Genomic DNA, 20046 nt, shown 5'->3' on the forward strand with positions numbered 1-20046 from the left:
GTCAGCCGCTCCTGGCCGGGAGCGGCTGCGTGTCCCGGGCCGGCCGGCCGGCGTGGAGGCCGGCCAGGGCGAGGGCCAGGCCCACGGGCACGAAGTGGCCGACGTCGAAGTCCTCGGCGACCGACCACACCGCGGTGAACACCAGCAGCGCCAGCACCGGCCCGTCGCGGTCCCGCCAGGCGCGCAGGCCGGCGGCCGCGAGGGCCGCGAGGAAGAGCGCCGCGGCGAGGAACCCGCCGCGGTAGACCAGGCCGAGGTAGGTGCTGTGGCTGCCCAGGCTGGCGACCAGCCCCGGCGCCCGCTCCTTGATGCCGGAGCCCAAGAACGGCGTGGGTGCCGCGGTGATCCGCTCCCAGGTCACCGCGTAGATGTCGCCGCGGGTCTCCGCCGACCCGGCCCGCGCCCCGTTGAGGTCGCTGACCAGGGAACCGACCGGCACGAGGAGGAGCGCGACCACCAGCACGGTGAGGGCCAGGCAGACGACCGCACCGAACAGGGCCGGGCCGATCCGCCGGCGCAGGGCGACGACGGCGGCCGCGGCCAGCGCCAGGACGAGCGCGAGGACGGTGTTGCGCGAGTAGGCCAGCACCAGGGACGGCACGAGGACGGCGACGCAGCCGGCCGTCAGCACGCTGCCGACGGCTCCGCCGCGCGGGACGTACCGGACGCCCACGAGCAGCAGCAGGATGCCGAGCGCGGCTAGGGACCCGCTCCAGGTGGGGTTGCCGAGGATGCCGGCGCTGCGGACGACCGGGGCCCCGAAGTAGTCGAGGAAGGCCAGGTGGGTGGTGGTGAACGCCGAGATGCTGGGGTCCTCGGCGAGCCGGGCCGGCAGGACGTGGTCCAGCGGCAGCCGGATGTCCTGGAACCGCGGGTAGGCGGCCCAGGCCAGCAGCGTCAGCACCCCCTGGACGAGGGCGAGGTCGACGAGCCCGCGGCCGACCCCCTCCAGCTCGGCTCTCCCCGGCCGTCCGGCGACGTACAGGGCGAGGGCGATCCAGATGGTCAGATTGAGCACCGCACCGAGCACCCGACCGGCCGCCGGGCCCGACGGCAGCGCCAGCACGAGGCTGAGCCCGAGGAAGACGGGGACGGCCGAGAGCAGCAGTGGAGGGCGGTGGTCGCGCCGGAGGCGCAGGAGCAGCCGCACCAGCACCCACGGCCACCAGAGGAAGCCGGCGCCGAGCAGCCACAGCGGCGCGTAGGCGAGGACGACGCGCCGGGACAGGGCGGGTGCGCTCACGCGGAGACCTCGGACCAGGTGAGCCGGCCGGTCCACCGGAGCGGGGTCCACCGGCGCAGCGCCAGGCCCAGGCGTTGCGCCCGCGCGTTCGCCGTCCAGCCGTACTTGGCGTGCAGCCGGGCGTGGCTGGCCTCGAACCAGGCGTCGGTCGTGGGGCTCCGCGTCCACCGCTCCCCGTGGACGACCGGCGGCTCGGTGCGCACCAGGGCCAGCCGCCGCCCGGACGCCGTGGCGCGGACCGACCAGTCGATGTCCTCGGCGTACAGCCGGAAGCGGGGGTCCAGCGGACCGACGTCCGCCCAGGCCGCGAGGCGCACCGCCACGCAGGTCCAGGGCAGGTACTCGCCCGGCTCCAGCACCCGCACGGGCGCGGTGGAGGTCACCGCGTTGCGGTGCGACCAGCTCCGGGTCCGCCGCATCACGGCGCGCTGCAGGCGCAGCCACACCCCCTGCCGCAGCCCGGCGGCGCGGAGGAACTCCACCGGCGGGCGGGGCAGGCGGCCGGCGCTGAACACCGGCCGGCCGTCGGCGTCGACCAGGAGCGGGCCCACCGCGGCGAGGCCGGGGTCGGCGCGCAGGGCCGTGACGAGGGAGTCCAGGGCCGGGGGCTCGAGGTCGAGGTCAAAGTTGAGCACCAGCACCGTGTCGATGCGCGCGGTCCGGACGAGGGTCTCCACCGCCGCGTCGACGTTGGCCGCAAAGCCCGCCGGCTCGTCGTTGACCAGCGTGGTGGCCGCCGCCGGCAGGCCGGTGTAGCGGCCCGGGGCGGGGTCGTTCACGACGAGGACCAGCGGCACCGCCTCCGCGAGGTCGTGCAGCCAGCGGGGCAGGGGCGGGTCGCCGTGGAGGACGCAGACCGCGCCCACGTCATCCGACCGGGTGTCGTCCACCGTCCCCCTCCAGGCTGGTTCGGAGGCGATGTCCCCGGGATGGGGTCGCTCCGTGGTTACGCTGCGTCGACCCGGCGATACGGCGGGTACGGTACCGGTGCGCTCGTCGGCTCACCCGGATCGAGGCGGACGAGGAAGCACATCCATGACCCTGGGAGACCTGGGCCGCGCGCTGCGTCGCGGCCGGCTGATCATCGTGGCCTGCGTCGTCGCCGGCCTCGGAGCCGCCGGCGCGTACACGCTGGTGCAGACGCCCGAGTACGTCGCCGAGTCCCAGCTCTTCCTGGAGGCCACCGACGCGTCGGACACCCAGTCCAGCCGGCAGGACACGATCTACCTGCAGCAGCGGATGCAGTCCTACGCGGCCGTCCTGGGCAGCCCGGCGCTGGGTGACCGGGTCGCCGGTGACCTGGGGCTGGACCTCACCGGCGCGGAGGTCGCCGCCCGCATGACGGTCGAGGTCCCGGCCGAGACGGTGCTGCTCAACGTGTCGGTCCGGGACTCCTCGGCGGAGCGGGCGCAGCTGATCGCCAACACGGTCGGGGACGAGTTCGCCCGACTGCTGTCGGAGCTGGAGGGCACGCAGGCCGCGGCCATCGACGCCGTCGACGTCACGACGATCCGGCCGGCGCCGCTGCCCGGGTCGCCGGCCGCGCCGGACGCCGTGCTGCTGGTGCTGTCGGGTCTGCTGCTCGGCCTGGTGGTGGGGGCCGGCCTGGCCCTGCTGCGGGAGGGGACCGACGACACGGTGCGCGGCGCCGACGGCGTCCGCCGGCTGGGCCTGACGTCGCTGGCCGAGGTCCCGCGGCGCGGCCGGTCGGGCGAGCTGTCCCCGGCTCGCCGGGACGCGCTGCGCCGGGTGCGCCTGCACCTCGACGCGGCGGACGCCGGGGCCCGGGTGCTGGCCGTGACCGCTCCAGCCGCCGGGCCGGACGTCGCCGCGTTCGCCGGCGACCTCGCCGTCGTGCTGGCCGCGTCGGGGCGCCGGGTCCTCCTGGTCGACGCGCACGGGCAGGCGGCCCGCCTGCTCGGCGTCGACGGGGACGGCGCGGGCCTGGCCGAGGTGCTCGCCGGCAGCGCCGACCTCTCCACCGCGGTGCGGTCCGGCCCCGGCGGGCTGGGCGTGCTGCCGGGCGGGCGGTCGGACGTCCCCGACGCCCTGTCCCCGGCGCGGGCCCGCGAGGTGCTCGACAAGCTCGCGGCGGGGTCGGACGTCGTGGTCGTCGCGGCGCCGCCGCTGGACGGGCCGCCGGACGCCGAGGCGCTCGCGCTGGCCGCCTCCGACGTCCTGCTCGTGGTGGGGGACGGCGGCACCCGCGAGCGGGACCTGCAGCGTGCCCTTCGGACCCTCGAGGACCTGCGGGTCCCCGTGCTGGGGGCCGCGCTGGAGGAACCGGCCCGGGGTCGGCGCTAGGGGGATCGCGGCGTCGCGGTGGGGGTCGACGGGGTCGATCTCCCGCCGTCGAGCCCTGGACGTCCGCACGTCCACACCCATCGGCGCCCCGTCGCTCCGGGTGGAGGTGGGCGGTCGGCCGCTCACCCCTCCGGGGGACGTCGGGCATGGCGCGCCGGCGTGACGGACCTGTCGCTCTCATAGCGCAGTGCCATGGAGCACTGACTGAGTGGTAGAGCGCCGGTCGATGGGGCCCGCTCCTCCATCGACGGCGACGGCTTCCGCGGTGGTGTCGTACCGGTGGCCCCCGGGGCGCGGATCGGCGCATTCGCGTCCTCGGTGCCCTCCGGGACGGCGTTCCTCGCCTGCTCCGACGGACTGACCGGGCGAGTTGGGCGATGACCGTATCGCCGACCTTGCTCACCGGGCACACGGCCCCTGACGTCGTCGCAGCGGATCTCGCGGCAGCGGCGGACAGTGCTGGCGGACGGGACGACGTCGCCGTGGCCCTCGTCGAGGCGCACGCTGACGAGGAGTCGGGCTCGACCCCTCGGACGGCCGCCCGGCTCAGCTCGCCGAGGCGATGGGGTGCTCGTCTACGACCAGCCGAGCGCCGCAGTGGTTGCAGACCGCGGTCACCCGGACGCGGGGATCCCACGCTGAGCTGAACCGGTCCCGAAGGCGCCGCACGTTGCGGGACTCGACGAGGACGACCTCCGGCCTCCCGCAGATGGAGCAGGGGCTCCCGGCCGGGCCGAGGAGGTGGCGTTCGCGCGGCGTCATGCCTTGATGTTCACCCTGCGTGGGCGAGCCAGGCAATCGAGGGACTGAGGGATCACCCGTCCACGGGCCTCGCCGGGCCCGGTACTTGCGCCGCAACGCATTGTGATCAATCGGCTGCGACTTGTTCCCTGCCAGTGAGTGGTGAATCCATCCGTCGCGGCGCAGGATGTAACGGAACAAGGTCGAACGACCACGTTCTGCTGTCAGTGTTGGCCTCGACGCCGCTACTGTGGCTCCATGCGGGGTCTGCAGTTGGAACGCCCACCGCGGTGGGGGATCGTGGCGCTCGTCGTCCTGGTGGTCGCCAATGTCGCGCTGTTCGCACTCATGGCACTGCGCCGTGTCCCGGACGATCCCTACGGTGCCACGCGAGCGGCCGCGGCGACGAGTTCCGTCTCTGCATCCGCGCCTCCGGCGCCGGCCCCGCAGGAGCCGGCCACTCCCGCGGTCGTCGCTGTCTACGGCGACGGTTATGCGGCAGGGAACAGTTTTGGAGGGCTGGGGGCGGCCGGGTGGCCCGCCCAGGTGGCGTCCCGGGTCGACGCCCGTCTGGCTCTGCACGCCCTCCCGCAGGCGGGCTATGCGGCGGTGGGGGTCACCGGCCAGAACCTGGTCCAGGTGGTCCAGTCCACTCCGGTCCCCGGCGCCACCGTGACAGTCCTCTTCGGCAGCCGGAACGACGGCGTCGAGCCGGCGGCCACGGTGCAGGAGAACGCCACCGGGGTCATCGCGGCCGTCCGGGCGCAGGCTCCGGGGACGACGATCCTGGTCGTCGGGCCGGTGTGGGATGACGGCAGCGTGCCGGCCGGTGTGGTGGCGGCGAGCGACGCTGTGGAGGCGGCGGCCCGAGCGGCGGGCGTGCGTTTCGTCGACCCGCTGACCGAGGAGTGGTTCGCCGGGCCGCAACCCGGTCTCATCGCGGCGGATGGCGTGTCCCCTACTGACGCGGGACACGCCTACCTCGCTGAGCGGATCGCCCCCCTGGTCACCGACGCCCTCGACGGGCCGACGCCCGCTCGGTGATCCCACCGGGCGCAGGTCTCACCACCGGCGCGCCAACGGTGGCGGCAGGTAGCGGATCGCGGCCATCTCCGCGGTGGGGGGTGCCTCCGCGGGCAGGGCGTCGACGAGGTCCTGCCGGGTGCCGTCCCGCGGGCCGCACAGGGCCGAGAGCAGGGGGATGAGGGACTCGAAGATCTGCTCGCCGACCTGCTCATGGACCGATACCCGCTGCCCGATGGGGTCCACCACGTCGTCGGCGTCGCGGTCGGTCCGCCGGCGAGTGGCTCGTTGTGCGCCGAGGGCGGCGACGAGCGCCCGGGCCCGCAGGTCCAGGGAGGTCACCGACGGGAGGGCGGCGACGTCCACGTTCTGCAGGAGGTCACCGGCCTCGCGCAAGGTGTAGGTCCGGAACATCGCCCTGGGGGCCAGCTTGAGCACCCTCCGGCGGTGCCTGCGCGTCATGGTCAGCACGAGGTCTGCGCCGTCGACCATGTCTGCGGTCAGCTGCTGGGCGACGAATCCCGACGGGTCACCGCCGAGACCCTCGAGCACGAGGGTGGACGACGGCTCCATGCCCTTGCCGACGACGGCGTGCGTCCCGGCACTACTCGTGCCAACTGCCGCCGCCGAAGCGCCCAGGGCATCGTCGAGGAATGCCCGGGTCAGCCGCTCGCCCAGAGGGGATCGGCAGATGTTGCCCGTGCACACGAAGAGGATCTGCACGCTTAGTAGTCAACGCCTCACAGTCGGCGATGAGGAGGAGGCGCGGCCCGGCGCGTGCGTTGTCCCGCCGACGGGTGAGCACACGTCCCAGCTGTCACAGTGAGTGTTAGGTCCAACACTATGGGGCTAACTTTTTGCGGTCCTACCCGGTATCGTCCGATCTCGTACCCACTCGTTCGGGGGACGATCGGCGGGCCTGCACCGAGGGTCCGATCAGCAGACGGGGAGTCGTGTGGACCTGAAGGACGTGCTGCAGGCGGTCCGCTCGGGATGGTGGCTCCTCGTCGGTGCGGTCCTCCTGGCTGTGGCCGCTGCCGGGGTGCTGACCTGGACGGCGACGCCGCTGTACTCGTCTTCCACACAGCTCTTCGTCTCGACGTCGTCGTCCACCGACACGTCGACGGCCTACCAGGGCAACCTGTTCTCGCAGCAGCGGGTGACCTCCTACGCGCAGCTCCTGACGGGTGAACAGCTGGCTGCGCGGGTGGTCGACGAGCTGAGCCTCGACCTCACGCCGACGGAGGTCGCCGCCAAGGTGACCGCGACCGCTGTCCCCGAGACGGTGATCCTCGACGTCACCGTCACGGACACTTCACCGCAGCGGGCTCAGGACATCGCGACCTCCCTGGGTGCGCAGTTCACCCAGCAGGTGACCGAGCTGGAGACGCCCGAGGGTGCGACCGCCTCCACGGTCAAGGTGACGACCGTCGAGCCCGCTGACCACAGCGAGACCCCGGTGAGCCCGAACCCCACCCGCAACCTCGCGCTGGGCGCGGTGCTCGGCCTCCTCCTGGGTCTCGGACTGGCTCTCCTGCGCAGCCGTCTGGACAACACGGTGAAGGCGCCGGAGGACATCCGCGAGCTAACTGGCGTCGGCGTCATCGGCACCGTGCTGGAGGACCCTCGCCTGGCCGAGGAGCACCTGGTCGCCGACCTCGACGAGCACTCGGTCAGTGCCGAGGCCTACCGGTCGATCCGCACGAACCTGCAGTTCCTCAACGTGGACAACCCGCCTCGGGTCATCGTCATCTCCAGCTCGATCCCCGGCGAGGGCAAGTCGACTCTCGCCGTGAACCTCTCTGCGGTGCTGGCCCAGCAGGGCAGTCGGGTCATGCTCATCGAGGCGGACCTGCGCCGCCCGCGGATCACCCGGTACATGGGGCTGATCAGCGGCGCCGGCCTGACCAACGTCCTCGCCGGTACCGCGGCGCTGCACGAGGTGGCGCAGCCCTGGGGCGACGGCAAGCTGACCGTGCTCGGTGCCGGCCCGATGCCGCCGAATCCCAGTGAGATGCTCGGCTCGGCGCAGATGCGCGCGCTGCTCGAGGAGCTGCGGGAGACCCACGACTTCGTCGTCATCGACGCGCCGCCGCTGCTGCCGGTCACCGACGCGGCCGTCCTCTCGGTCCTTTCTGACGGCTGCGTGGTCTCCACGCGGTTCGGGGAGACGCGTCGCGAGGAGCTCGCCGAGTCGACCGCCGTCCTGCAGCGCATCGACGCCAAGCTCCTCGGCGTGGTGCTCAACCGGGTGCCGCAGTCGACCGGTACGGCGCGCGGCTACGGCTACGGCTACAGCTACGAGGCCGACCCGGGACGGGAGACGACTGCCGACACCGGCAACATGGCCATCCCGCGTCCGCTGCGCGGCCGGACGCGCCGACGCTTCGAGACCACCAGCCCGCTGCCGGCGGTTCGTCCCGGCAGGTGATCGAGACTCCGGCGACCGAGTCGCCGAACAAGGGTGACGTGCGCCCGCATGACGAAACGGAACGGTTCATAACAGGTGCATGCTGTGACGGCATGCCGCGCTGGACGGGGGTCGGCATGACCGAACGACGGGGGGCCTGGCGCTGGCGCATGCGCCGGTGGGGCCTGCTGGTCATCGACGCGCTCCTCCTGGTCTTCGGGCTGTGGCTGGCGAGCGCCGCCCGCTACGACGGTGACCTGAGCCGGATCGACACGCGGGATCTGCTGGTGATCGGCTCGGTGGCTGCGTTGACATACGTCGTCCTCTCTCCGGCGCTACGCCTGCACCACGGCCGGTACCCCGTGGGCAGCGCCGACGAGCTGCTTACGCTTGCTGGTGCTGTGGCGGGCGTGACGGTCGTCGTCCTCGTCTGTGACATGGCTTGCGGCACGCCTCGACTCCTCCCGCTCTCGGTGCCGCCGATGGCTGCCGTCGTCGCTCTCGTGCTCATGACGGCTATCCGGCTGGGCATCCGACGGCAGAGGGAGGGTGCGGCCCGTCCTCGGGCCGGCGAGCGGACGCTGGTCTTCGGCGCCGGGAACGCCGGCGACCAGCTGGTGCGCTCGATGCTGACCAACTCGGAGAGCGCCTACCTGCCGGTCGGCCTCCTGGACGACGACCCGCGCAAGCGGCACGCCCGCATCCGTGGGGTGCGCCTGATGGGCGGGCGGGACGACGTCGCCTCCGTCGCTGCCACGACCGAGGCGACGACCCTGATCATCGCGCTGCCTTCGGCCGACGCCGCACTCGTCCGGGACATCTCCGGGCGGGCGGTCGCCGCGGGCCTGACTGTGAAGGTCCTGCCGCAGCTGTCGCAGCTGCTCGACTCCCACCACGTCGGCATCCGTGACGTGCGGGACATCGACATCGCCGACCTGCTCGGCCGCCGGCAGATCGACACGAATGTGGACGAGATCGCGGAGTACCTCCGCGGCAAGCGCGTGCTGGTGACCGGGGCCGGCGGCTCGATCGGGTCGGAGCTGTGCCGTCAGATCTCTCGCTTCGCGCCGTCGGAACTGATCATGCTGGACCGCGACGAGTCGGCGCTGCACGCCGTCCAGCTGAGCATCCACGGCGAGGCACGGCTGGACCTGCCCGAGGTCGTGCTCGCCGACATCCGGGATGCGGAGGCGGTCCTCGACGTCTTCCGCGCTCGGCAGCCGCACGTCGTGTTCCACGCGGCGGCGCTGAAGCACGTGAACATGCTCGAGCAGTACCCGGACGAGGGCTGGAAGACGAACGTACTCGGCACGCGCAACGTGCTGGAGGCGGCGACCGACGTCGGGGTCACCCACTTCATCAACGTGTCCACCGACAAGGCCGCGGACCCGGTGAATGTGCTCGGTCGGACGAAGCGGATGGCCGAGCGGTTGACCGCCACCTATGCCGAGCGGAACACCGGGGCCTTCCTCTCCGTGCGCTTCGGCAACGTGCTCGGTAGCCGCGGGTCGGTGTTGACCACGTTCGCAGCCCAGATCGCGCGCGGTGGTCCGGTGACGGTCACTGATCCCGATGTCACGCGGTACTTCATGACCATCCCCGAGGCCGTGCAGCTCATTATCCAGGCCGGCGCCATCGGCCGTGGAGGCGAGGCGCTGGTGCTGGACATGGGTGAGCCCGTGCGAATCGCCGACGTCGCCAGGCAGCTCATCGCGATGGGGAACCGCCCCATCGAGATCGTCTACACCGGCCTGCGACCAGGGGAGAAGCTGCACGAGGAGCTCTTCGGGATCGAGGAGTCGGGGCACCGGCCGGTGCATCCGCTGATCAGCCACGTCGCTGTTCCTGCGATGGAGGGCTGGTCTCTATTCGATGTCCCTCGGCAGCCCAAGGGCCGCAAGACCGTCCTGGCGCTGGTCGATGAGCCGTCGGGTGAGGACGCCGGCACGCCTGCGTTGAGGACCCGCCGACTCCGCGCGGGGTTGCTGGGATGAGTTCGCTGTCCCCGTTGGGCAGCTCAGTCGCTTCCGCGGCTGCTACCGCGCTGCTCCTGCCGCCACTGATCGGCATGCTGCGCCGTCGGCAGATCCTGGACACCCCAGGGCGGCGGTCTTCCCACGCCGCTCCGACTCCTCGCGGCGGTGGAGCGGCCCTTGTCGCGGCTGTCGCCGTGGTGTCTTCTGTCGCCGGTGCTCCCGGGGCCGTAATCGCGATGCTTGTGGCCTTCGCTGTGGTCGGGGGCATTGACGACCTCGGCGGCTTGGCGGCGCGTACGCGTCTAGGACTCCAGGTGTTGCTCAGCCTGACCGCGTCGACCTGGCTCTTCCTCAGCGGGAGCCTGGCTTGGTCGGTGGCCGTGATCGCTGCCGTGTTCCTCGTGGTGTACGTCAATGCGTTCAACTTCATGGACGGCATCAACGGCATCAGCGGCCTGCAGGTCGTCGTGGTGGCCGGGGCCTGCATGGTCGTGGGGCTCGTGACCGACTCGACCGTCCTCGCCTCGACCGCTGCGGCGGTCCTGGGCGCGGCCGCGGTGTTCCTGCCGTTCAACTTCCCCCACGCGAAGGTCTTCCTCGGCGACGTCGGCAGCTACGGGATCGGGGCGTTGCTCGCGCTCCTCCTGGTGCTCATCTCCGTGCGGATCCCTGTGTGGGCTGCAGTCCTCGTCCCGGCCGTCTACCTCGTCGACGTGTTCTCCACTCTCATCCGCCGAACTTGGGCTCGTGCTCCTCTCATGGAAGCGCATCGGGAGCACGTCTATCAGCGGCTGCTGATCACGGGGTGGTCGCATGTCGGTGTCTCCGCGTTCGTGACCGCTTGTTCCGCGCTGGTTGCGGCCGCGGCGGTTGCCGCAGGGCTGAGCGAGAGTCCGTTCGTACGGGCTGTGGCCCTGTTCGGGATCGTCGTTGTGCTCGGGGCGTACCTCGGAGCACCGCGTTGCTACGTCCGGTGGATCCAGTCCTCCGCACGGTCGCGCAGCCGACCGGGTGGCGACGCGCTTCGTGGGCGGCATCCCCGCGAGCCCGGCATCGAGCCCGTACCGGCCTCGCCCAGTGGCGCCCGGCTGCATCAGTAGGAAACCCCGCCGTGCGTCACGCGCGGCGCAAGACAGAGGAAGCCCATGACCAGCAACTTGTCCGGTGCCACCGTCCTCATCACGGGCGGTACCGGGTCATTCGGATCCACCATGGCGCGAGCCCTCCTGTCCGAGGGCGTTGCGCAGGTGCGGGTCCTGAGTCGTGACGAGGCCAAGCAGGACGACTTGCGCCGGCGTCTCGGTGACGCGCGTATGCGGTTCTACGTCGGCGACGTCCGAGACCGCGCGAGCGTGGAGGACGCCGTTCGCGGAGTGGACAAAATCTTCCACGCCGCGGCCCTCAAGCAGGTCCCGTCGTGCGAGTTCTTCCCGTCTCAGGCGGTCCTGACCAACGTGACCGGCAGTCACAACGTCATTGAAGCTGCGCATCGCTACCAGGTCGGGTCCGTAGTTCTCCTGAGCACTGATAAGGCCGTCTACCCCGTCAATGCCATGGGCATGACCAAGGCACTGATGGAGAAGACGGCACAGGCCTTCGCGCGCAACAACCCTGAGTCACGGACGGTCGTATCCGTGGTCCGATATGGCAACGTGTTGCACTCCCGCGGCTCCGTCGTCCCCTTGTTCCTCGAGCAGCTGGTGGCGGGCCGCCCCATGACGGTCACCGATCCACACATGACCCGCTTCCTCATGTCTCTGCAGGAGTCGGTCGACCTGGTCCGTCACGCGCTCCAGCACGCTCAGCCAGGGGACCTGTTCGTGCGGAAGGCGCCTGCCGCGACCATCGGAGCGCTCGCCACGGCCGTCGCTGACCTCGCCGGCTGCGAGCCGCGCACTACGGTCATCGGCACGCGGCACGGAGAAAAGCTCTTTGAGACGTTGCTGTCGCGTGAAGAGGTCGTCCGGGCCGAAGACCATGGAGCCTATTTCCGCGTGCCTCTCGATGCCCGTTCGTTGGACTACGGGCTCTTTTTCGAAGAGGGGGACACCGCTCAGCGGACTTTCGAGGACTACACAAGCCATAACACCGACCGCTTGGACCGTGCTGGCGTCGTCGGCCTCCTGCGTTCGGTGCCCGAGGTCATGGCGGCCTTGCCGAACTGGAGCGGCGGCGGCGGATTCGGAGCGGCGGCGTGACGGTGCCGGAGGGACAGGAGGCGGAGGTGCAGATGAGCCCCGTCCCCACGTCGATGAGCGAGCACGTCGTCTGTGCGGTGTGCGGGATGCCCGCGCGCACCATCTCGGAGAAGTTCGAGGGATACATCGAGGGATATCTGACCGAGATCCTCGAATGTGAGGGATGTCAGGCGCGATTCAGCGGTCGCATGGACATCCCGGACTGGCTGTACGACCGCATCTACGCGCAGGCGGAGGCCATCCCGGGTTACGGACGGTACGCCCGGTACGAATCCAGTGTGGCGGTGGCACGTGAGCCGTTGGATCTCCTGGCGGAATCCGAGGACCCCTACTGGTATGTGCGTGAATATCTGCGGGATTGTCCCCGGCCCGAGGAGCTGCGCGTGCTGGAATTGGGCTGTGGGGCTGGTTACCTGACGTTTGCGCTGCGTCAGGCCGGGGTCGAATGCGTGGGCGTGGACATCTCCGCAGAGGCCATTGCCCGTGCCCGAGCCCGGTACGGCCACCCCGATTGGTTCCAGACCGTCGCCGAGTTCCATCAATCGAATCGAGCAGTCGATCTCGTCGTGGCGTTGGAACTCATAGAGCATGTGCCTGAGCCGGTTACCCTGTTGAAGGACGGCCTAGATCTGCTCGACTCCAACGGCGCACTGCTGCTGACCACGCCAGACCGGGACGCCTGTCGGCCGGGAGAGGTGTGGGCGTCCGACGCGCCGCCGGTGCACCTGTACTGGCTCGGCCGTCAGGCTTTGCAGGCTGCCGCCGAGCGTTGTGGGGCCACGGTGGAATTTCCGCGGAACCGTCCTACGTCGGCTGATGCGTGTGTGCCACCGGCCAATCGATTGTGGCCGGCGATCTTGACCGCCGACGGGATCGTGACCGAGGCCGTGCGTCGAAGCATGCGCCTGGACAGCCGGCTCCGTTTCCATGCGTCCGCGCTGCTTCAGCGTCTGCGCAATTCTGTGGCGCCGCGGCACTGGCGAGAGGTGAAGGGGCTCGATGTCGACTCCCTACATCCCGGCGCCACGCTGGCCGCTGTCCTGAGGCGGCCCTCGACACATGGCTAATCGCACGGCGTCGCCCCCACGGGTGCTGGAAGGCCGGCACATCCCGTGGGGGCGTCTGATGACTCTGCTATGCAACGGCAGCCTCCTCGTTGCCGGAGTCATCACCAGCGCAGTCATCTCGCGGGTCCTCGGGCCCGACGGCCGTGGCACGTACGTGAGCTGGCAGGCGTGGGCCGCGGCGGTCGGCCTCGTCGCTGCGGCCGGGTTGCCGCAGGTCGTGGTGCTCGATGACTGGAACAGCAGACGTCACCGTCTGGGCGATCTCTTGACACCTCTTGCCTCGACCGTGGCGGTGGGCGTTGTCCTCACGGGTCTGGTCGGCCTCTTCGTCCCCCAGCTGCGAGGAGCGTTGGCCGGGATGGTCCTTGTGGTGGTGGCTACCCAGGTGGGAGCCGTCGCGACGGCGGAGGCCCAGCGGGTGGGTCGGATGACAGGAGAGTTCAACGTCGTCCGGCTGCTGCCACCGGTCGCGGCATTGGTCGCCATGGGGGCCCTGGTGGCAGCCGATCAAGGGGCCGCGGCGTCGTGGTTTGTGACCATTGCTCTTGCCCAGGCGGCCGTACTCGGAGCCGCACTCACATGGGTCACCCGGCCCCTGCGGCTGCGCCCGTCGTCGGGATCCTCCGTCCGCAAGACGCTGTCCGCGGCGGCTCGGCTGGGGCCGGGAAACTGGGTGACTCTGCTCCAGTACAGAGCTGACCTCCTCGCCGTGGCGCTCATCTTTCCACCGTCGGTGGTCGGGTACTACAGCGTTGGCGTCGCAGCCCAGACGGCCGTAGCGGCGGCAGGCCAGGCTGGAGGCCAGCTGTGGTTCGCGCGTGGGCGGCAGGCGGCCGGGGCATTGGGTGCGTCGCTGCGCCAGGAGATCATGCGGACGGCTGGGTTGGCGGCCGTCGTCGCACTATTCGTCGGGGTGGCCGGCCCCTGGTGGGTGGGCCAGCTCTACGGCAGCGACTTCATCCCCGCGATACCGCTCGCCATCGGCATGTGTGTGGTTGCGGTCGTTCAGTCGGTGGACTACTTGCTCGCCCACGCGGTCTTGCTCTCTGGGCGTGGTCCGCGCGTCGGGATCTACCGACTTCCTGCGGTCGGTGTGCTGTTCATCGGCCTGCTTGCCGTGTGGGCCTTTGACCTGGATGCACTCGTCGTGGTGGTGCTGGCGGGCCTCGCCTATACTACATCGGCGGCCGCCATGGCAGCGACCCTGTATCGATTTCCTGGCCCGGCGGACCTGACTGCAGGGTCAGCCGCTGGATGATCTGGCGCTGACCTGATCCCGTGGCCTGGCGGCCAGGTCGCACGCCAGCCAGATGGTCGATACGACGAGCAGGTCCCTGAGAGAGTCAATAGCCAGGCTGAGCAGGGGCGACTCCTGACTGACGAGCCTGTAGGTAAGGATCGCGGCCACAACGTAAGTGAGGCCACGGTGGCCACCACGAACCCGCCGCTCCAGACGGCACAGGATTAACCCTAAGGCCATACCGGCCAATGGCATGACCGACCCGAGGTTCAGTCTTGTATCGCCAACGGTTGTGATCGTCGAGCTCGTCCGATCACTCGTGGCGCCGAAAAAGGCCTGCGCGACTCGAGGGCCGTAGTCGACTTGAGGTTTGTCGGGCCACAAAAAGCGAGGGATGACGGCGCGCGCCTGATCGGTCAGCGAGATCGCATCGAGGGCCCTGTCAACGTCGCGGTACTCCAGAGCTCGTTCCAGGTAGGAGCTGAGGTCAAGGCGCCGGGCGACCGTCTCGACGACGGTGTCCGACGTCACGAGTTGCGTCCCGCTCGACGAGAATCCGGCTTCGGAGGCTGCTCGGTTCTTCACCACTGCAGCCAGTGTGAACATCGTGCCGACGAGCACAGCAGCCGTCAGGGCGGCCACCAGGATCCGCCGCGGATGGCGCCACGGCGAGTCCTCGGGGAGCACCACCAGGCTGCCAATAATTAGCGCGACAACGAACAGAATGCCGGCACCGCGCAGACCGGATGCCGTGAGGATCGTTGCTTGGGAAGCTCCGAGGGTCAGTGCCAGCCTGGCCATGTGCCCGGTCGCGAGGGCGGTGAAGACCAGGACCAAGGTGATCACGGGGCTGGCCGTTGACATGGCGCCGAGCAGCCCTGCTGGGTTGAGGCGCCCGTGCGCGAGCTGGGCGCTGTATCCAGCCTGGTCGGTGACGACGAGGAACGCGTGCACGACCTGCAAGGCGACGACTGCGGTCACGTGCGGCCACGACGGTGGGCTGGCGGGCTCGGCGACCCGCTGCCGGGACGGTACGAGCATCCCGATGCGGGCGCCGGTCGCGATGCTCGCCGACCAGGCTAGGACCGTGGAGACCGCGAGGGCGGAGACGGTCGTGCCCAGGATCGTCGACGTCACGCCGAAGTAGATGGCGCTGACCGAGAGATAGACCGCGACCGTCCGCGATACGCGCCACGTGATGGCTGCAAGCAGCGCGGGCACGACCGTCAGCATCGGTTGTGCCCACCAGGTCCACTCCGGGATCAGGATGGGCACCCACATCGCCAAGAACAGTGTCGCGGCGGTGACCAGGAGGATTCCAGGTGTGTGACCGGTCTCCGCCTGCGCGGGGGCGGGCTGAACGGCCGTGTCCATCACTGGTGTCCTAACCGGTCAGGCGACGAGGCAGACTGCTCGCAGAGGCGGCGGGATCCAGCCCGGCTGCCGACGCCTACGGGGAATCGATGAAGAGCACCGCAATCGTAGTTCACTACGGACGTCCCGAGCCGACAGTCGAGGTCGTCCGGACGGTCGCGTCGCTAGTGACGGAGGTAGTCGTGGCGGTCAACGATGGCTCACCACGCCCGGCCGAGCTGCCGGCAGAGGCGGAGTGGTCCGTCATGGACCGCAACCTGGGATACGGAGAGGCCTTCATGCGCGCGGCCGCAGCCCGGGGCAGTGACGTCTACGTGCTCCTGAACAACGATCTAGACTTTTCGATCGAGTCGTTCCGGCGCTGCATGCGGGCACTGGCCGACGACGAGACAATCGGCATCGTGGGGCCAGTGTTGCGCTTCGCCGACGGACGCCTGCAGTCGGGGGCCGGCCGGCTCTCGCGGTTCCGCAAGGCGCCGAGCGCGATGCAGGATCCTGGGCCGACCGCCGTGGACTGCACATGGGTTACTGGTGCAGCCATGTTCATCCGTGGGCGGGTCATCGACGAGGTGGGCATGGACGGCAGCTACTTCCTCGGCCACGAGGACGTCGACCTGTGCGTCCGTGCCCGACAGGCCAATTACCGCATCGTCTGCCACGGGGGTGCTCCCGCCGTGCACCACGGCTCCCAGGTAATCAGCGGTCCGCGATGGAGCTACTACACCCCCCGCAATCGAGTGTGGTTCGCGCGGGCCACCTTCGGCCCGGGAGCAGCCTTGTTGGCCTGGATGGGAGAGTTGGTGCTGGTTCCCCGTGTCCTAATCGCCGACCTGGTTAAGCGCCGAGACCTCACGTCGACACGGCTGCGGCTGGTGGCAGCCGTCGACGCCTGGCGGCGCAAGCCCTCGAGAGACGAGGGCCCACTCCCAGGAGAGCCGCTCGCCGGTCGAGTCATGCGCTGGTAGTCCTCCGGAAAGTGTCCGCAGTGAGTGAGTCGTACAGCGAGGTCACTTTGCCCAGGGTGAGCTCGTCGGCCATCAGCTCGACACAACGCGTCCGGCCGGCTTCGCCACGCTCGGCGCCTTCGAAGGTCAGGGCCTCCCGGATGGCCTCCGCTATCCGGGCCGGCACGGATTCGGAATCCTCTTGGTCGACCACCCAACCGGTCACCCCGTCGACGACGGTCTCGCGGGTACCGGCAGTGTCCGTGCAGATCACCGGCAGGCCGCTGGCCATTGCCTCGGCGACCGACAGCCCGAATCCCTCCTCGTAGGACGCCTGCACGTACACCGACGCCCCCTGGTACAGCTCTGGGAGTTCCTCCTGCGGCACATCTCGCAGGATGTGCACCCGGTCTCCCAGCTTGAGTCGGGCGATGAGTTCCGTCACCGAGGCGGACAGCTCGCCTTTCCCCGCCAGAACCAGGGACGGGACCGCATCATTGCCTGCCACTGCGATGCCGTAGGCCTCCACCAGCCGGAGTAGCCCCTTGCGCGGATCACCCAGTCGGCAGACGGACAGCAGGTGGCCGTCGCGTTGCAGCCCGCCGGGATGCGGCCGGAACCGCTCGATGTCCACACCGGGGGCGGCGAACATCGTCGGGCCTCCCGCCAGTGGTGCGGCGACGTCACGAAGGTGCTGGTTCTGCGCGAGGACTGCGTCAACCGAGCGGAGTGCCCTCCGCTCGGCCCGATCGACGAGGGCCGTCATTGCCTTTCGCCATGTGCGCACCGGGAGCCTCATCGCGACCTGCTGCGATGCACGTTCCCACTCGACGCGTGTCGCGAAGTGAAGCACGACGGGACGTCGGACCTTGCGGGTTACGGCGGCCAATGCCGGGCCTCCCGACACCACCTGGACCAGGTCGTACTGATTCAGGGTCCGCGTCAGCTCGCGGCGAGGACGGTACCGAAAGGGCTCGATCTCGACGCCGTTCGCGCCCCAGCTCTGGACGCCGTCCCGGACGGGACCGCGCAGGTTGGTGCGCAGCCAGGTGCGGGGATCGGTGAGGCGACGGCTGTAAGGGTCTCGCCGAGAGGTGGCGACATCGTGCATGTCCACCTCGTACCGACCGGTCGCCTCGAGCCCGGAGCGCAGCCAGCGCGCGACCTGAGGGACCCCGCCACCTGCGGCGAAGCCCTGGGTGACCAGGGCTACCCGGCGGCGCCTCGGGGACCGGGGCGTATCGGCTGGGGAGGATCGGGCGACATCGAGCACGTTGGCACCGTCCTGGGCGGCAGCCCAACGCCGGTAGACGTTGCCAGCAGCGAGCCGTCGGTGATGACGCTCCTCCGGGGTCAGGGCAATCCAGGCGTCGAGGGTCGTGGCGATCGTGTCCACCGAGAGGTCCACGAGGACTTCGCCGCCGCCCTCACGTAGCACTGCCGACCAGGGCGTGAGGTCGGAGCAGATCACCGGGCATGAGGCGCGCAGGCTCTCCGCGATGACATGCCCGAAGTTCTCGCCTCGCGTGGGGAGGGAGAAGGCGTCGTATCGCGAGAACGTCTGGATCACCTGCTCGTGGCGAAGAACACCCCCGTACTGCACGGAGACGTGAGCGGGAAGGCGCTCGATCACAGCGGCGCAGTTGGCCCAGTACCGCTGGTCCTCGAGGGGACCGTAGATGTCGAGGCTCACTTCGCCGGAGACGCGCGTGAGCGCCTCCAACAAGCCAAGCAGGTTCTTCATGGGCGAGATCCGGCTGATGAAGACGAGCCGCAGCGGTCCGGCGTGCGGCTCGCTCGGTGGGACTGTCGGCTCGTGACCGGTCTCGTTGCCCACGACCAAGAGGTCCGCCCAGGGGAGTGCCGCCTGGATCGCCGTGGCTTCCTCGTCGGCCGAGGCGTGCCACCGCACCCCTGCGCGTTGTAGCACGGGGCTCCACGCTCGGAGCGCCCAGCGCTTCTTCCGGCTCTTTAGTGCCAGCGCGCCGGGTGCAAGTTCTCCGCGCGGAGCCAGCAGGATCCCGGCGGCCTCGATCAGTCGCAGTCGTGTGGCGACGACCGGGAGCACCGTGAACAGCGGGGACCAGAGGCTGTTGACGTAGAGCAGTTCGAACGGCGTCCGCCGCAACTCCGTGATGAGGCGCCACCAGTGCTGACAACTCCGGACGTCGACGTAGAAGACGCGGTGGGGTCCGCGGGTGGTCCAGCGCCCGGAGAGCCCAGGGTAGGGCTCCGTGTCGCCGAGGTCGCGGTCACGCGTCACGACGGTCGCCCGGGTGTCGGCCGGCGCGCTGTCCAGGATCCGGGCCAGGGAGCGGATGGGGCCGCCCCCGCGGAACCCGGGTTCGAAGTAGCTGGTCCAGACGAGCACGTGCCGGTCGCGGATGGGGGTGTCGGTCATCGCAGGCCTGCCCAGGTCGCGTGCTGGGGTGCGACCGACAGAATGTAGTTGCGCACGGCGGTGCTGCAGGACGTGCGGCTGTAGTCGGTCGGAGCCGACGTCCGGCCGTGGTCGCTGACCGCGGCATTTATGCCCCGCAGGACGCTGTCGGCACGCAAGTCAGTGGTGATGATCGAGCCGGTGTCCATCGCTTCGGGACGTTCTATCGAGGAGCGCAGGGTGACCGCTGGGAACCCGAGAATGGCAGCCTCTTCGCTGATGGTCCCGCTGTCGGAGAGCACGCAGTAAGCGTGCTGCTGCAGGGCCACGTAGTCGAAGAAGCCGAACGGCGGTGCGAACGTGATGCCGTCCAGGCCTCCCACGCCGGGGAGGTCGTCGAGCCTCTGGCGGGTGCGCGGATGCGTTGAGACGAGGACAGGCAGTTCCGTTGCCTTGCGTACCGCTACCAGGGAGTCCAGCAGCGCCTGCAGTCTGCGGGAGGCATCGACGTTCTCCTGTCGATGCGCGCTGACGAGGACGTATCCCTGGGCGTTCAGGCCCAGCCGGGTGAGGACGTCCGTTCCCTCGATGTACGGCCGGTAGTGGTCGAGGACCTCGCGCATCGGTGAGCCGGTGAGCATGATCCGGCGGGGATGCAGCCCCTCCGCCAATAGATTCCGGCGGGCGTGTTCGGTGTAAACCAGGTTGAAGTCCGCGACGTGGTCGACCAATCGGCGATTGGTCTCCTCCGGCACGTTCTCGTCGAAGCACCGGTTGCCGGCTTCCATGTGGAATACCGGCACGTGCATGCGTTTGGCCATGACGGCGGAGATGGCGCTGTTGGTGTCCCCGAGAACCAGGAATGCGTCCGGGCGCTCTGTCAGGAGCACCTCCTCGGTCTTGCGCAGGGTGTCCCCGAGCACGGCGCCGAGGCTGGAGGTGTCGACATCCAGGAGGTGGTCCGGTGCGCGCACGCCGAGCTCGTCGAAGAAGATGCCGTTGAGCCGGTGATCCCAGTTCTGACCTGTGTGGACCAGCACGTGGTCGACGCTCTCGTCGAGCTTGGCGATGATCCGGGAGAGTCGGATGACCTCTGGGCGCGTCCCGACCACCGTCATGACCTTCACCCTTCGGAGGGTAGTGCGT

General features: G+C 70.1%; 15 protein-coding genes. 9 read left to right on the top strand and 6 right to left on the bottom strand.

The window, feature by feature from the left end; all coding sequences use genetic code 11:
* Position 1: 1 nt before the first annotated feature.
* Both ACI78Z_RS14595 and ACI78Z_RS14600 read right to left on the bottom strand, forming a co-directional pair.
* Positions 2 to 1243, bottom strand: a complete 1242-nt coding sequence (locus tag ACI78Z_RS14595; RefSeq protein WP_457037255.1) for an O-antigen ligase family protein — start codon at positions 1241 to 1243, stop codon at positions 2 to 4.
* Positions 1240 to 2133, bottom strand: a complete 894-nt coding sequence (locus ACI78Z_RS14600; protein WP_457037256.1) for a glycosyltransferase family 2 protein — start codon at positions 2131 to 2133, stop codon at positions 1240 to 1242. Before ACI78Z_RS14600 ends, ACI78Z_RS14595 begins: the two co-directional genes overlap by 4 nt.
* A gap of 145 nt (positions 2134 to 2278) precedes the next feature.
* Between ACI78Z_RS14600 and ACI78Z_RS14605 the strand changes: the two genes are divergently transcribed.
* A complete protein-coding gene (locus ACI78Z_RS14605) occupies positions 2279 to 3547 on the top strand; it encodes a Wzz/FepE/Etk N-terminal domain-containing protein (RefSeq protein WP_457037257.1) in 1269 nt (422 codons plus the stop codon).
* 999 nt (positions 3548 to 4546) lie between these two features.
* Positions 4547 to 5332, top strand: coding sequence for an SGNH/GDSL hydrolase family protein (locus tag ACI78Z_RS14610; RefSeq protein ID WP_457037258.1), 786 nt, complete (start codon positions 4547 to 4549; stop codon positions 5330 to 5332).
* Between the two features lie 18 nt (positions 5333 to 5350).
* On the opposite strand, the gene ACI78Z_RS14615 is transcribed toward ACI78Z_RS14610, so the two are convergent.
* Positions 5351 to 6034: an arsenate reductase/protein-tyrosine-phosphatase family protein gene (locus ACI78Z_RS14615; RefSeq protein WP_457037259.1), complete on the bottom strand. Its 684-nt coding sequence runs from the start codon at positions 6032 to 6034 to the stop codon at positions 5351 to 5353.
* A 232-nt stretch (positions 6035 to 6266) separates the two neighbouring features.
* Between ACI78Z_RS14615 and ACI78Z_RS14620 the strand changes: the two genes are divergently transcribed.
* The 6 genes from ACI78Z_RS14620 to ACI78Z_RS14645 all read left to right on the top strand — a co-directional run bounded on the left by ACI78Z_RS14620 (position 6267) and on the right by ACI78Z_RS14645 (position 14220).
* On the top strand, positions 6267 to 7742 hold the full coding sequence (locus ACI78Z_RS14620) for a polysaccharide biosynthesis tyrosine autokinase (RefSeq protein WP_457037260.1): 1476 nt from the start codon (positions 6267 to 6269) through the stop codon (positions 7740 to 7742).
* A 116-nt stretch (positions 7743 to 7858) separates the two neighbouring features.
* Positions 7859 to 9715 carry a polysaccharide biosynthesis protein gene (locus tag ACI78Z_RS14625; protein ID WP_457037261.1) on the top strand — a complete coding sequence of 619 codons (1857 nt, stop codon included), beginning with the start codon at positions 7859 to 7861 and terminating at the stop codon, positions 9713 to 9715.
* 218 nt (positions 9716 to 9933) lie between these two features.
* Positions 9934 to 10797 (top strand): hypothetical protein, encoded by an 864-nt coding sequence (locus ACI78Z_RS14630; RefSeq protein ID WP_457037285.1) that lies wholly within the window; start codon positions 9934 to 9936, stop codon positions 10795 to 10797.
* 45 nt (positions 10798 to 10842) lie between these two features.
* Positions 10843 to 11895 (top strand): SDR family NAD(P)-dependent oxidoreductase, encoded by a 1053-nt coding sequence (locus ACI78Z_RS14635; RefSeq protein WP_457037262.1) that lies wholly within the window; start codon positions 10843 to 10845, stop codon positions 11893 to 11895.
* A complete protein-coding gene (locus tag ACI78Z_RS14640; protein ID WP_457037263.1) occupies positions 11892 to 12962 on the top strand; it encodes a class I SAM-dependent methyltransferase in 1071 nt (356 codons plus the stop codon). Before ACI78Z_RS14635 ends, ACI78Z_RS14640 begins: the two co-directional genes overlap by 4 nt.
* Before the next feature lie 22 nt (positions 12963 to 12984).
* On the top strand, positions 12985 to 14220 hold the full coding sequence (locus tag ACI78Z_RS14645; RefSeq protein ID WP_457037264.1) for a lipopolysaccharide biosynthesis protein: 1236 nt from the start codon (positions 12985 to 12987) through the stop codon (positions 14218 to 14220).
* Here ACI78Z_RS14645 and ACI78Z_RS14650 read toward each other — a convergent pair.
* A complete protein-coding gene (locus ACI78Z_RS14650) occupies positions 14206 to 15576 on the bottom strand; it encodes a hypothetical protein (protein ID WP_457037265.1) in 1371 nt (456 codons plus the stop codon). The genes ACI78Z_RS14645 and ACI78Z_RS14650 overlap by 15 nt on opposite strands.
* A gap of 89 nt (positions 15577 to 15665) precedes the next feature.
* On the opposite strand from ACI78Z_RS14650, the gene ACI78Z_RS14655 reads away from it, so the two are divergent.
* A complete protein-coding gene (locus tag ACI78Z_RS14655; protein WP_457037266.1) occupies positions 15666 to 16541 on the top strand; it encodes a hypothetical protein in 876 nt (291 codons plus the stop codon).
* Here the strand turns inward: ACI78Z_RS14655 and ACI78Z_RS14660 are convergent.
* On the bottom strand, positions 16528 to 18921 hold the full coding sequence (locus ACI78Z_RS14660) for a glycosyltransferase (protein WP_457037267.1): 2394 nt from the start codon (positions 18919 to 18921) through the stop codon (positions 16528 to 16530). The two genes, ACI78Z_RS14655 and ACI78Z_RS14660, sit on opposite strands and share 14 nt — an antisense overlap.
* Positions 18918 to 20018: a non-hydrolyzing UDP-N-acetylglucosamine 2-epimerase gene (gene wecB / locus ACI78Z_RS14665; protein WP_457037286.1), complete on the bottom strand. Its 1101-nt coding sequence runs from the start codon at positions 20016 to 20018 to the stop codon at positions 18918 to 18920. Before wecB ends, ACI78Z_RS14660 begins: the two co-directional genes overlap by 4 nt.
* Positions 20019 to 20046 lie beyond the last annotated feature (28 nt).

The organism is Geodermatophilus sp. SYSU D01176, from assembly GCF_054050015.1.

What these genes read in the sequence shown, in the direction of transcription:
- ACI78Z_RS14605 (WP_457037257.1), top strand. Translation starts at nt 2,279, where the DNA reads ATGACCCTGGGAGACCTGGGCCGCGCGCTGCGTCGCGGCCGGCTGATC.
- ACI78Z_RS14655 (WP_457037266.1), top strand. Translation starts at nt 15,666, where the DNA reads ATGAAGAGCACCGCAATCGTAGTTCACTACGGACGTCCCGAGCCGACA.
- ACI78Z_RS14630 (WP_457037285.1), top strand. Translation starts at nt 9,934, where the DNA reads ATGCTTGTGGCCTTCGCTGTGGTCGGGGGCATTGACGACCTCGGCGGC.
- ACI78Z_RS14625 (WP_457037261.1), top strand. Translation starts at nt 7,859, where the DNA reads ATGACCGAACGACGGGGGGCCTGGCGCTGGCGCATGCGCCGGTGGGGC.
- ACI78Z_RS14660 (WP_457037267.1), bottom strand. Translation starts at nt 18,921, where the DNA reads ATGACCGACACCCCCATCCGCGACCGGCACGTGCTCGTCTGGACCAGC.
- ACI78Z_RS14650 (WP_457037265.1), bottom strand. Translation starts at nt 15,576, where the DNA reads ATGGACACGGCCGTTCAGCCCGCCCCCGCGCAGGCGGAGACCGGTCAC.
- wecB (WP_457037286.1), bottom strand. Translation starts at nt 20,018, where the DNA reads ATGACGGTGGTCGGGACGCGCCCAGAGGTCATCCGACTCTCCCGGATC.
- ACI78Z_RS14610 (WP_457037258.1), top strand. Translation starts at nt 4,547, where the DNA reads ATGCGGGGTCTGCAGTTGGAACGCCCACCGCGGTGGGGGATCGTGGCG.
- ACI78Z_RS14635 (WP_457037262.1), top strand. Translation starts at nt 10,843, where the DNA reads ATGACCAGCAACTTGTCCGGTGCCACCGTCCTCATCACGGGCGGTACC.